This window comes from Nocardia sp. JMUB6875, from assembly GCF_041154655.1.
Lineage (GTDB): Bacteria > Actinomycetota > Actinomycetes > Mycobacteriales > Mycobacteriaceae > Nocardia.
On sequence record NZ_BAAFGR010000027.1, the window covers coordinates 1 to 13336 of the forward strand.

A 13336-nucleotide genomic window follows, 5' to 3' on the forward strand; every position below is an offset into this window, starting at 1 on the left:
GGTTCGGTCGAGCGGGCGCAGGGGGCGTCGGACGAGCACTATGCGCGGTGTCTTTGCGGGCAGTCCCGGAACAAGCCGTTCTGCAGCGGAATGCATTGGTATGTCGGGTTCCAGCATCCGGTGCTCGCGCCGGGGCAGGAGCCGACGCTGTTCGAGTGGGCGGGTGGGTATCCGGCGTTGAATCGGATGACCGCGTTGCTCTACGAGAAGTTGATTCCCGACGATCCGATGCTGGCCGCGGTGTTCGGTGATGTCGACGCGGATCGTGCTCGGCGCGAGGCCGATTGGATGGCGGTGGCGTTCGGGGCGCCGCCTCGGGACGACGAGCCGTCACTAGCGCGGCCGATCCTCACCGAGGAGCAGCGCGAGCGGTGGGTGCTGTTGTGCTTGCGGGCGGCCACGGAGAGCGGGCTGCCCATCGATCGTGAATTCCGTTCCGCCCTAGCCGCTTTCGTGGAATGGGCATCCGTCGCCGACGGTGCTGCGCCGGACTGGGATTGGGGTCCGCTCGGGCCGCCGGTTTATGAGGCGAAGCAGGCCGACGACTCCGCCGAGCCGGTGCTGCCGGGACACGACGAGTCGGTGGGGTTCGCCGCGCATATCAAACCTCTGTTCCGCGAGAAGGATCAGCGGTCGATGAGTTTCGTGTTCGACCTGTGGTCCCTCGACGACGTCACCAAGCACGCCGCCGAGATTCTCGACCGGTTGAATGCCGGGACCATGCCGTGTGACGGTGCGTGGTCCGCCGAGAAGGTCGAGGTTTTCCGGCGCTGGACGGAATCCGGCATGCGGCCCTGAGCGGTGTCGTCGGGGCTTTCCAGGCCCGGTAGCGCATTGTGTGCTGCCGGGCCTTACCTGTGTGAAATGCCCGGGAAACAAACGGAATACGAATAATTCCATTCCGGTTGACAGGTGTCGCTGCCGGGCGGAGCATAGTTGCGTATTACGGCACATGGTGCGCAATACGCAACACTCTGGAGGCTCGGTCATGCAGCCGCGAGTCGTCATCATCGGTGCGGGAATCGTGGGTACCGCCTTGGCCGACGAAATCACCCGGCTCGGGTGGACCGAGGTCACCGTCCTGGATCGGGGGCCGTTGTTCCGGACCGGCGGATCCACTTCGCACGCACCGGGTTTGGTGTTCCAGACCAACTCGTCCAAGACCATGGCGGAGCTGGCCCGCTACACCGTCGAGAAGTTCGGGGCGCTGGATGCGTTCGATGCCGTCGGCGGGCTGGAGGTGGCTACCACGCCGGAACGGTGGACCGAACTGCATCGGCGGCGCGGGTGGGCGCAGGCCTGGGGGATCGAGGCGGAGATTCTGGATCCTGGGGCATGCGCGGAGCGGTATCCCATGCTTGATGCGGATCGGATACTCGGCGGATTGCACACTCCCACCGATGGTTTGGCCGCGGCCGTGCGGGCCGCCGAGCGGCAGGCCGGGGCGGCGGCGGATCGTGGGGCGCGGTTCATCGGGTATTGCGAAGTGGTCGAGGTGCTTTCGGCGCACGGGCGGGTCACGGGGGTGCGGAATCGGGACGGTCAGGAGTTGCCCGCCGATATCGTGGTGAGTGCGGCCGGGTTCTGGGGTGCGGAATTGGGTCGGGGCGTGGGGCTTACGGTGCCGCTGGTGCCGATGGCGCATCAGTTCGTCAAGACCGGGGTGGTGCCTGCGCTCGGCGGTGACGAGCGGCTGCCGATTCTTCGGCATCAGGATGCGGATCTGTACTACCGGACCTTCGGTGAGCGCATCGGCATCGGGTACTACGGGCACACGCCGCGACCCGTCGATATGGACAACCTGTTGCGGGATACGGCCGGTGAAGCGATGCCGTCCATGCTGCCGTTCACGCCTGGCGAGTTCGAACCGGCCTGGGCCGCAAGCTTGGATCTGCTGCCTGCGCTTGGTGGCACCGCCGTTGAGGAAGCCTTCGACGGCATCTTCTCCTTCACGCCCGACGGCTTCCCCATCCTCGGCGAGCATCGCGACCTGGCCGGATTCTGGGTGGCCGAGGCGGTGTGGGTGACCCATTCGGCGGGCGTGGCGCGGGCGGTGGCGCGGTGGATTGTCGACGGCAGCACCGATATCGACCTGCACGAGGCGGATCTGTACCGGTTCGAGGAGGCGGCGCGCAGTCCGGAGTTCATTCGGCGGACCAGTGTGCAGGCGTTCGTCGAGGTGTACGACATCATTCATCCGCATCAGTACCGGAGCGAACCGCGGGATATCAGGACGAGCCCGTTCCATGCGCGGCAGCGGGAGTTGGGGGCGTTCTTCTACGAGGGCGCGCTGTGGGAGCGGCCGGCGTGGTACGAGGCCAATGCGGCCTTGATGGACGAGGTGGCCGCGCAGGGTGTGGCGTTTCCGGAGCGGGACAGCTGGTCGGGGGCGTTCTATTCGCCCATTTCGATCGCCGAGGCCGCTTGGACGCGAACGCATGTCGCGATGTTCGACATGACGCCGTTGACCCGGTACGAGGTGTCGGGGTCGGGGGCGGTGGCGCTTCTGCAGGAGCTGACCACGAACGACGTTGGTAAGAAGCCTGGCTCGGTCACCTACACGTTGTTGCTGGACGCCAATGGCGGGGTGCGCAGCGATCTGACGGTTGCACGGCTGGAGGAGAAACTCTTCCAGGTCGGCGCGAACGGCCCGCTCGACTTCGACTGGTTCACCCGTCATCTGCCCGGCGACGGCAGTGTCACGCTGCGCGACATCACCGGTGGGACTTGCTGTGTCGGCGTGTGGGGGCCTGCCGCGCGGGAGATGGTTCAGCCGCTGTGCCCGGATGATCTGTCGCACAAGGCCTTCGGATATTTCAAAGCCAAGCGCACCTATCTCGGCAGCATCCCGGTCACCATGATGCGGGTCTCCTACGTCGGCGAACTCGGCTGGGAGATCTACACGAGTGCCGAATACGGTGCGGCACTGTGGGATCTGCTGTGGCAGGCCGGTCGCGAACACCGGGTCATCGCGGCCGGGCGCATCGCCTTCAACAGCCTGCGGATCGAAAAGGGCTACCGCTCCTGGGGCACCGATATGACCACCGAGCACACCCCGGAGGCCGCCGGGCTCGGATTCGCCGTCCGGATGAGCAAGCCGGACTTCCTCGGCAAGAAGGCCCTCGAATCCGCCGAGCCGCCAGCGCGGGTGCTGCGCACGGTGATGTTGGACGACCCGACCGCCGTGGTGCTCGGCAAGGAACCGGTCTTCGTCAATGGCGAAATCGCGGGGTACGTCACCAGCGCGGGCTATTCCGCCACCATCGGGCGCACCCTCTGCTACGCCTGGCTCCGGGCCCCGGTCGGGCCCGGCGACGAGGTCGAAATCGCCTATCTGACAGATCGATTCACCGGACGAGTGCACACCGAGCCGGTGGTCGATCCCGAGATGGCACGGATTCGGAGGTAACCGTCATGACCGAAACCTACGACGTCATAGTCATCGGCCTGGGCGGCATGGGCAGTGCCGCCGCCTACCACCTGGCCCGCGGCGGGCAACGGGTGCTGGGCCTGGAACGATTCACGCCCGCTCACGACCGCGGCTCCAGTCACGGCGGGTCGCGCATCATCCGGCAGTCGTATTTCGAGGATCCGGCGTATGTGCCGCTGCTGTTGCGCTCGTACGAGCTGTGGGAGCAGCTGGCCAAGGATTCCGGGGACGAGGTGTACCGGCTGACCGGCGGGCTGTATGTGGGTCCGCCGGACAGTCTTACCGTCGCGGGCAGCATTCGCGCCAGCCGCGAATGGTCGCTGCCGCACGACCTGCTCGACGCGAGCGAAATCCGGGCCAGGTTCCCGAATTTCACGCCGGAGCCGCATTTCGTCGGGCTCTACGAGGACATGGCGGGATTCGCCCGGCCCGAACGCACGGTAGCCGCGCACCTGGATCTGGCTGCCGCGCACGGGGCGACGCTGCGGTATGGCGAGGTGGTCGAATCGTGGCGGGACACGGGTTCGGGGGTCACCGTCACGACCGGGACGGGTACCTACTCGGCGGGCCGCCTGGTGATCTGCCCCGGTGCCTGGGCTCCCGGCCTGCTCGCCGATCTGGGTGTCGAGATCGAGATCGAACGCCAGGTCATGTACTGGTTCGATCCGGTCGTCGGGTCCCGCAAGTTCGAGGGTGATCCGATCTATATCGCCGAAAACGACTCCGGCGCACAGATATACGGCTTCCCCGCCATCGACGGCCAGGACGGCGGGGTGAAGACCGCGTTCTTCCGCAAGGGCATCCGCTGCACGCCCGAGACCATCGATCGACAGGTGCATCCGGAGGAGATCACCGAAATGCGCACGCGGGTACGCGAATTGCTGCCCGCGCTGGTCGGGCGGGCCATTCACACCGCCACCTGCATGTACTCCAATACCGCGGACCAGCATTTCGTGATCGCCCAGCACCCGGCGCACACCGCCGTCACCGTGGCCTGCGGATTCTCCGGGCACGGCTTCAAGTTTGTGCCGGTGGTCGGCGAGATCCTGGCCGAGTTGGCCACCACCGGCGCCACCCGCCACCCCATCGACCTGTTCGCCCCGCAAAGGCTGGTGTCCCTGTGAGTTCGGCATTGATTCCCACGCTCGGCGGCGAGTACTACTGCGATCCCGCTGTTTTCATCAAGGAGCAGGAGCACATCTTCGAGAAGATGTGGTTCTGTGCGGCACGCGCCGGAGATCTGGCCGATCCGGGTGCCTTCCGTCGCGTCCAGGTGGGCCGGGAGAGCGTGCTCGTGGTGCGCGGTCACGACGGCGAGCTGCGTGCCTTCCTCAACGTGTGCCGACACCGCGGTGCGCTGATCTGCACCGAGAACGAAGGCCAGGTGCGGCGGACGCTGCGGTGCCCCTATCACGCGTGGACCTACGCGCTCGACGGCAAGCTGGTGGCGGCGCCGAATATGGCCACCCTGCGCGATGATTCGGGTGCGCCCATCGATCGCGAGGCCTACGGCCTGGTCCCGGTCGCGCTACGGGAATGGCTCGGATACGCCTGGGTGTGCCTGGCCGACGAGCCGCCCTCGTTCGAGACCGATGTCATGGGCGCGGTCACCGGGCGGCTGGGTGATCCCGCGGCCATCGATCACTACGGCATGGAACGGCTCGCGGTCGGCAAGCGCGTGGTCTACGACGTGGCGGCCAACTGGAAGCTGATCGTCGAGAACTTCATGGAGTGCTACCACTGCGCGACCATTCACCCGGAACTGGTCGAAGTGCTGCCGGAGTTCGCGAAAGGCTATGCGGCGCAGTACTACGTCGGGCACGGGGCTGAGTTCGGGGAGCGTGTGGACGGCTTCACCGTGGACGGCCGGGCCGGGTTCGAGGCTTTGCCCGGGCTGGCTCCCGAGCAGGACCGCAAGTACTTCGCCGTCACCATCAAGCCCACGGTGTTCGTCAACCTGGTCCCGGACCACGTCATCTTCCACCGCATGTACCCGATGGCGCACGACCGCACCATCGTCGAATGCGACTGGCTCTACGCGCCCGACGTCATCCAATCCGGCGGCGTGCTCGATCATTCCGTGGAACTGTTCCATCGGGTGAACGAACAGGATTTCGCGGCCTGCGAACGCACCCAGCCGGCCATGTCCTCGCGGGCGTATCGGAAGGGCGGGGTGCTGGTTCCGGCCGAGCACCATATTGCCGAATTCCATGCCTGGGCCAAGGGGCGGATCGAGGATCCGCAATGTTGAGTGAGGACGAACTCTGTTGTCCGCCCTGTCTTTACATCGACGGTAAGTGGGTCAACGCGCTTGGCGGTGGCGCGCGGGACATCGTGAATCCAGCCGACGGCACGGTGATCGCGACCGTGGACGAGGCCGATCGGGCCGATGCGGTGGCGGCCGTCGCGGCGGCGCGGGCCGCGTTCGATACGGGAGGCTGGCCCGAGACGCCGGTGGCCGAGCGCGTCGGGTATCTGATGCGCATTGCCGAGCTGCTCGATGCCGAGCGTGACCATCTCGCCCGGATCGAGACGCTCGACACCGGAAAGACCCTGCGCGAGAGCTATATCGACGTCGATGACGTGGCGGCGGTGTTCCGGTATTACGCGCAGCTGGCCGCGACCGGCGCGGACCGGCTCGTCGACACCCGGAATCCGGCCGTGATCAGCCGGGTCGTGCGCCAGCCCGTCGGCGTGTGCGCGCTCATCGCGCCCTGGAACTATCCGCTGCTGCAGATGTCGTGGAAGATCGCGCCCGCCCTGGCCGCCGGATGCACCATGGTGGCCAAACCCAGCGAGGTCACGCCGCTGAGCACCATCGCGCTGGTCCGGCTCATCGACCGGGCAGGCGTGCCCGCGGGCGTGGTCAATCTGATCCAGAGCAGCGGGGCCACAGTGGGTTCCGCGCTCACCGACACCCCGGACGTGGATCTGATCTCGTTCACCGGCGGGGCGGCGACCGGCGAGACGATCGCGAGCAATGCGGCCAGGCACATCACCCGGGTGGCGCTCGAACTCGGCGGGAAGAATCCGCACATTGTGTTTCCCGATGCGGAGTTCGACAGTGCGGTGGATGCGGTGCTGACCGGTGCGTTCCTGCACTCGGGCCAAGTCTGTTCGGCGGGAACGAGATTGATCGTCCATGAGTCGATCGCCGATGACTTCGTGACGGCGCTGGCGGCACGCGCCCGCAAGATACGCGTCGGGCCCGGCCTCGACCCGGCCAGCGAAACCGGCCCGCTCGTCTCGGAGGCGCATCGCGCGAAGGTGGAAGCCTATGTGGCGCTCGGTATCGCGGGCGGCGCGCAGCTGGTCACCGGCGGCAAGCGGCCCGACGATCCCGGCCTGGCCGCTGGAAGCTACTACTTGCCAACGATTTTCGACCACTGCCATCGCAGCATGCGCATCGTCCAGGAAGAGACCTTCGGCCCCATCCTGACCGTCGAGCGCTTCACCACCGACGAGCAGGCCCTCGCCCTCGGCAATGACACCGCCTACGGCCTGGCCGCCGGTGTCCGCACCGCCGACGCCGCTCGCGCCGAACGCTTCGCCCGCGCCCTGCGGCACGGCACCGTCTGGCTCAACGACTTCGGCTACTACACCCCCGCCGCGGAATGGGGCGGCTTCGGCCGCTCCGGCATCGGCCGCGAGCTCGGCCCCAGCGGGCTGGCGGAATACCAAGAGACCAAACACATCTGGCACAACACCGCACCCGCGGTGGGCGGCTGGTTCGAAACCCACAACTGAATAAGGTTTTAGCGTTCATTTTCGAAAGTTGGGCCGTCATGACGACCACCCGTCCCCCCGCACCAACCAGCGCCCCGACCCATGATCACGGCATGGCGGAATTCGGCTACAAGGAATCCCTGAGCCGGAGCATCGGGAAATTCTCGAGTTTCGCCGCCGGCGTCAGCTATATCTCCATCCTCACCGGCACCTTCCAGATGTTCTATTTCGGCTACGGCACCGCCGGGCCCGGCTACCTGTGGTCCTGGCCGCTGGTCTTCGTGGGGCAGCTGGCCGTCGCCCTGTGCTTCATGGAATTGTCCGCGAAATATCCCGTCGCGGGTTCGGTCTACAACTGGGCCAAGAAGCTCGGCAGCCGGGCGGTGGGCTGGTCGGCGGGGTGGCTCATGCTCACCGCGTCGATCGTCACGCTGTCGGCCGTGGTGCTGGCTTATCAGCTGAATCTGCCGAAACTCTGGAGCGGCTTCCAGATAATCGGGGACGGCACCGGCAGTAAGGATTACGCCACCAACGCCGTCATTCTCGGCACCGTGCTCATCGTCTTCACCACCGTCGTGAATGCCTTCGGCGTGCGGCTCATGGCCATGATCAACAGTGCCGGTGTTTTCATCGAACTCATTGCGGCCGTGCTCATCGCGATCATTCTCGGCGTGCACGTGACTCGCGGGCCGAGCGTCTTCTTCTCCAGCAATGGTTACGGTGCCGGGCAGAGCGGCGGCTACCTGAGCGCCTTCCTGGTCGCGTCGCTGGCCTCCGGGTACGTCATGTACGGCTTCGACACCGCCAGCTCGCTCGGCGAGGAAACCGTCGAACCGCGCCGCACCGCGCCCAAGGCGATTCTGCGAGCCCTGTTGGCGTCCTTCGTGATCGGCGGCGCGATCCTGGTATTCGCGGTCATGTCCGCACCGAACCTGAGCGACGAGAAGCTCGGCACCGCCGACGGCGGGCTGCAGTACATCGTCGAGCAGGTCATGTGGGGCTGGCTGGGCAAGGTGTTCCTGGCCTGCATCGTGATCGCGGTGACCGTGTGCGCGCTGGCCGTGCACACCGCGGCCATCCGGCTCACCTTCGCCATGGCGCGGGACAACGCCCTGCCGTTCGGGGAGAAGCTGGCCAAGCTGAGCGTGAAGCACAGCGCGCCGGTCATTCCGGCCGTGGTGATCGGGGTGCTGTCGATGCTCATCCTGGTCGTCAATATCGGTCAGCCGCAGGTGTTCACGGTGCTGACCTCCATCGCGGTGATCATGATCTACCTGGCGTACCTGCTGGTCACCGGGCCCATGCTGTGGCAGCGGATCAAGGGCGGCTGGCGGCCCGAGGAGCTCGCGGCGGAGGGCTACTTCTCGATGGGGCGCTGGGGGCTGCCGGTGAACATCCTCGCCGTGGTGTGGGGGCTCGGGATGGCGGTCAACCTGGCCTGGCCGCGCACGGCCGTCTACGGCGGGCCCTGGTACAACACCTGGGGCGCGTTCATCTACATCGGCGCCATCGCCCTGGTCGGCCTGATCTGGTACTGGGCCCGGGGAACTCGCGTCATCGGCATCCTCGCTTCCCACGCCGCGGAGGTGCCCGCGACATGAGCGACACCTTCGACTACGTCATCGTCGGCGGCGGCTCGGCCGGATGCGTGGTGGCCGCCCGGCTCAGCGAGGACCCGTCGGTCACCGTCTGTCTCCTCGAGGCCGGGCCGTCCGATGTGGGCGACCAAGCCATCCTCCGGCTCGAGGACTGGATGCTGCTGCTCGAATCCGGTTACGACTGGGACTATCCCGTCGAACCGCAGGCCAGCGGCAACAGCTTCCTGCGCCACGCGCGGGCCAAGGTGCTGGGCGGGTGCTCCTCGCACAACTCGTGCATCGCGTTCCATCCGCCGGCTGAGGGGCTGGCGGAATGGGAGGCCATGGGCGCGACCGGCTGGGGACCCGACGGGCTGCTGCCGTATCTGCCGAAACTCGAACGGACCGTGGAGATCCGGGACATCCCGCCCAAGGATCCGTGCGGGGACGCGGTGCTGACGGCGGCCGCCGCGGTGGGGCTGCCGACGGTGCAGTTCAATCGCGGTGCGACCGTGGCCAATGGCGCGGGGTGGTTCCAGATCAATGCGGATGCGGACAACGTGCGGATGTCGTCGTCGCACGCGTATCTGCATCCGATCATGGGGGAGCGGGCGAATCTGGAGGTTCGCACCGGGTGCTGGGTGAGTGAGATCGTCTTCGATGAGACGAATCGCGCCACCGGAGCTCGATATCGGCGGCCGGATCTGACCGGATTCGATACGGTGACGGCCCGGCGGGAGGTGATCATCAGCACGGGCGCGATCGATACGCCCAAGCTGCTCATGCTCTCGGGCATTGGGCCCGTGGATCACCTGCGGGACATGGGGATTGCGGTGCGGGTGGATTCGCCGGGCGTCGGATCCAATCTCGACGACCATGTCGAGGGACTGGTGTTCTGGGAGTCCACGCGGCCGATGGTCACCAGCTCCACGCAATGGTGGGAGATCGGCCTGTTCACCACCACCGAACCCGGTCTGGCCCAGCCGGATCTGATGATGCACTACGGCAGCGTGCCGTTCGATATGAACACCGTGCGCTGGGGATATCCGACCACCGAGAACGGCTTCTGTCTCACACCCAATGTGACACAAGGGCATTCGCGCGGCACCGTGCGGTTGCGGTCCCGGGACTTCCGGGACAAGCCGCGGGTGGATCCGCGGTATTTCAGCGATTCGGACGGGCACGACGAGCGGGTCATGCTGCACGGGATCCGGCTGGCCCGCCGCATCGCGGAGCAGTCGCCGCTATCCGACTGGGTGGCAAGGGAATTGGCTCCGGGGCCGGATGCGGTGAGTGACGACGAGCTCATCGACTACATGCACCGCACCCACAACACCGTCTACCATCCGGCCGCGACCGCCCGCATGGGCGCGCTCGACGATCCGATGGCGGTGCTGGACCCCGAGCTCCGGGTCAAGGGTGTGCGCGGGCTGCGCGTGGTGGACGCCTCGGCCATGCCCAAGCTGCCCGCGGTGAATCCGAATATCACCATCATGGCCATGGGCGAGAAGTGCGCCGACCTGGTCCGGGCCGCCGTGCCCTGATCACCCGGCCTGCGGAAAGCCCTGTGCCGCATAGACTGGATGTGTTATGGCGAAACAACCGGAGTCCGGCATCCCCGTCCAGTCGGTGGATCGGGCGCTGACCGCACTGGAAATCGTGGCCAAGCTGGGTTCGGCCGGGATCACCGAGATCGCGGCCGAACTCGGCGTGCACAAGTCCACGGTGTCGCGGCTGATGGCGGTGCTCGAGGCGCGCGGGTATGTCGAGCAGCTGTCCGAACGCGGGAAGTACCGGCTCGGGTTCACCGTCGTGCGGCTGGCCGGATCGACCAGCGCCCATATGGATCTGCCGCGCCAGAGCCAGGACATCTGCGATGAACTGGCCGCGCGCGTGGGCGAGACCACGAATATCGCCATTCTCGACAATGACCGCATCATCAATGTGGCCGAGGCCGTCGGGTCGGCCGGAATCGCGCTGCGGACGTGGGTCGGGCAGAGTTGCCCGGTGCATGCCACCTCCAGCGGGAAGGTGCTGCTGGCCGAGCTGCCGGATGCCGATCTGCGGTCCCGGCTGCGCAAGCGGCTGGAATCGTTCGCGCCCAACACCATTACCGATCTCGCCGTGCTGCGGGCGCAGCTGCGGACGATCCGGGAGCAGGGCTGGGCCTCGTGCGAGGAGGAACTGGAGATCGGGCTCAATGCCGTCGCCGCACCGATCCGGGACAGCGACGGCCGGATCATCGCCGCGCTGAGCGTCTCCGGGCCCACCTATCGCCTTGCGGCGGAACGGTTCTCGGAAGTCGCGCAGGAAGCGGTGGCTTCGGCCGGGGCGATCTCACGCCGCCTCGGCTACCACGGCTGAGACTCAGTTCGGCAGGGGCAGCGAGCCCGGCGCGTACACGCCCAGCAGGGTCCCCAGCGCCACGCCGATCATCATGGCCAGCGCCAGACTCACCGGAACGGCCACCAGTATCAGCGCGCGCCGCAGGACAGGATTCGACTCGGACCGCCTGTGTTGCCCTGACATTGCTGCGCCAACCCTTTCCCCGTGCACCTGAACCGCGACCGGTCTCAAACGTAGCAGTTTCGGTTCAGTGCGAATTTCCCGGGGTGGGTTGCTCCGGATTTACTTGGCGTTCTGGACCTTCTGCACGGCAGCCGTGAAGAAGGTGTCGAACGCCGACTGGTCCGGCGAATCGGCGAACGCGGACGCCCGCACCCCGACGGTCATGCCGCGCAGCGTCGCGTACCCCTCATAGGTGGTCTGCGTGATCGGCTTGTCGTCGCCGAGCTGACTGGTGGCCGTGGAGCGGTAGGCGATGGCGTCGGTGCCGGAGATCGCCGACGGGACGGTCAGCTTCTCCAGCTTGGTGGTGGTGACGATCTTGTCGCCGTTGGCCGTCGAGGTGACCGTCACCTCGGGGCATTTCGCGTGGTTGTCGGCCAGGGCCGTGAGATCCATGACCTCGTTGGCGACATAGTCGACATAGCTGGTCATGTCCTCGGAGGTGGCGAGGGCGAAGGACGAGCTGGCCAGCACGTGCTTGGCGGCGGCCGCCAGATCGACCTGCGGGGCCCGGCACTGGTCCGGGGTGACGGTCGCGCCCGCCATGATGGCGTCCATATCCGACAGGCTCGACTGCAGCTTCTCCTGCGGCACATCCATTTTCCTGGTGCCCGCGGGGAACTCGGATTCGGTCAGCACCAGCTCATCGCGCGGCGTGCTCGGCGCGCCCTTCGACTCCGACGAATCATGGCTTCCCCCGCACCCCGTGAGCAGCAGGACCGCGCACGCGGTCGCCGACAACAGCACTCCCTTGGTCGTCACCCGCCAGAGTTTGCCAGGAGTTGCCGGTCGACCGCATGAGCGGCTCGCCGCGATCAGACCAGATGCACCGGCATACCGGCGATGTCGTTCTGCGTCATGACCGGAAGGTTCACGATCTCCTCGACCGGGGTCGCCAGACTCAGGCCCGGGAAACGGTCGAACAGGGCGGGCAGGCCGATGGCCGCCTCGAGCCGGGCCAGCGCCGCGCCGGGGCAGATGTGCGGGCCGTAGCCGAAGGAGATATTGCGATTCGCGGTCGGGCGGGTGATGTCGAACTCGTCGGCGTCCGCGCCGAACACCGCGGTGTCGCGGCCGATGGCGCGGTAGGACATGACCACGCCCTCACCCTTCTCGATCACCGTGTCGCCGACGGTGATGTCCTCGGTGGCGAAGCGCATGAGCAGGTGCGTGACCGGTCCGTCCCAGCGCAGGGTCTCCTCGATGACCTGCTTCCACTCGACCTCCTCCGACCGCACCCGGGCCAGCTGCTCGGGGCGGGTCAGCAAGGCGCGCACGGCATTCAGGATCAGGCTGACCGTGGTCTCGTGCCCCGCGGCGACCAGCGCCTTGAGGTTGCCGACCACCTCCTCCTCGGTGAGCGGCTCGCCGCCCTCGTCGGCCAGGATGAGCGCGCTGGTGAGATCGTCGCCGGGCTCGGCGGTCTTGCGGCGGACCATCTCGGTGAAGTAGACGTCCATGGCTTCGATGATCTGCAGGCGCTCGTCCTGCGGGGTGACCATGGAGAAGAACTTCTTGTACCAGTCCAGCAGCATGGCGTGATCGCTGCGCGGGACGCCCATGAGTTCGGAGATCACCCGCATGGGCAGCGGGTAGGCGAAGACCGCCTTGAGGTCCACGGGCGCGCCGTCGGCACCGGCCTCGTCCAGATCGTCGAGCAGTTCCTTGGTGAGCCGTTCGATATTGGGGCGCAACTCTTCCAGGCGGCGCGGGGTGAGCGCCTGGGTGGTCTTGATGCGCAGGCGGCGGTGCTCGGGACCGTCGACGGTGAACATGGAGCGGCCTGCGTCGATCATGCCGATCAGCGGCCACTGGCGGGTGACCACGCCGTCGGTCCACAGCTTCCAGGCGTTGATGTTCTTGATAAGCCGTGTGTCGGTGAGCAATTGGCGCGCGACGGTGTGATCGGTGACGGTCCAGGCGGGGACGCCCAGCAGCTCGATCCGGGTGATCGCCCCGGCCGCGCGCAGGCGGGCGGTCTCGCCCGCGAGGTCTCCGACCATCGGATCGATACTGATGGCATGCGGGCATGCGG

Annotated in this window: 10 protein-coding genes; 8 read left to right on the top strand and 2 right to left on the bottom strand. The window is 66.9% G+C overall.

Features of this window, described 5'->3' with window-relative positions; genetic code table 11:
• From ACAM49_RS09550 to ACAM49_RS09585, 8 genes are all read left to right on the top strand, one after another.
• Positions 1 to 798 (top strand): CDGSH iron-sulfur domain-containing protein (locus tag ACAM49_RS09550; RefSeq protein ID WP_369635095.1); only part of this gene is annotated, 798 nt, incomplete at its 5' end.
• Between the two features lie 190 nt (positions 799 to 988).
• Complete coding sequence (locus tag ACAM49_RS09555; protein WP_369635096.1) at positions 989 to 3409, top strand: FAD-dependent oxidoreductase; 2421 nt, start codon at positions 989 to 991, stop codon at positions 3407 to 3409.
• A gap of 5 nt (positions 3410 to 3414) precedes the next feature.
• The gene (solA, locus tag ACAM49_RS09560) at positions 3415 to 4554 is read left to right on the top strand and encodes an N-methyl-L-tryptophan oxidase (RefSeq protein WP_369635097.1); all 1140 of its coding nucleotides are present in this window, start codon (positions 3415 to 3417) and stop codon (positions 4552 to 4554) included.
• Positions 4551 to 5681, top strand: a complete 1131-nt coding sequence (locus ACAM49_RS09565) for an aromatic ring-hydroxylating dioxygenase subunit alpha (RefSeq protein ID WP_369635098.1) — start codon at positions 4551 to 4553, stop codon at positions 5679 to 5681. The genes solA and ACAM49_RS09565 overlap by 4 nt, the downstream gene beginning before the upstream one ends.
• A complete protein-coding gene (locus ACAM49_RS09570; RefSeq protein ID WP_369635099.1) occupies positions 5675 to 7177 on the top strand; it encodes an aldehyde dehydrogenase family protein in 1503 nt (500 codons plus the stop codon). Before ACAM49_RS09565 ends, ACAM49_RS09570 begins: the two co-directional genes overlap by 7 nt.
• Before the next feature lie 38 nt (positions 7178 to 7215).
• A complete protein-coding gene (locus ACAM49_RS09575) occupies positions 7216 to 8757 on the top strand; it encodes an APC family permease (protein WP_369635100.1) in 1542 nt (513 codons plus the stop codon).
• Positions 8754 to 10277 (top strand): GMC family oxidoreductase, encoded by a 1524-nt coding sequence (locus ACAM49_RS09580; protein ID WP_369635101.1) that lies wholly within the window; start codon positions 8754 to 8756, stop codon positions 10275 to 10277. Before ACAM49_RS09575 ends, ACAM49_RS09580 begins: the two co-directional genes overlap by 4 nt.
• 46 nt (positions 10278 to 10323) lie before the next feature.
• On the top strand, positions 10324 to 11097 hold the full coding sequence (locus tag ACAM49_RS09585; RefSeq protein WP_369635102.1) for an IclR family transcriptional regulator: 774 nt from the start codon (positions 10324 to 10326) through the stop codon (positions 11095 to 11097).
• A 264-nt stretch (positions 11098 to 11361) separates the two neighbouring features.
• Here the strand turns inward: ACAM49_RS09585 and ACAM49_RS09590 are convergent, their stop codons facing one another.
• Together ACAM49_RS09590 and ACAM49_RS09595 are read right to left on the bottom strand one after the other, a co-directional pair.
• Entirely contained in the window at positions 11362 to 12063 is a 702-nt protein-coding gene (locus ACAM49_RS09590) for a hypothetical protein (RefSeq protein ID WP_369635103.1), read from the bottom strand.
• 53 nt (positions 12064 to 12116) lie between these two features.
• Positions 12117 to 13304: a cytochrome P450 gene (locus tag ACAM49_RS09595; protein WP_369635104.1), complete on the bottom strand. Its 1188-nt coding sequence runs from the start codon at positions 13302 to 13304 to the stop codon at positions 12117 to 12119.
• Between the last annotated feature and the right edge of the window lie 32 nt (positions 13305 to 13336).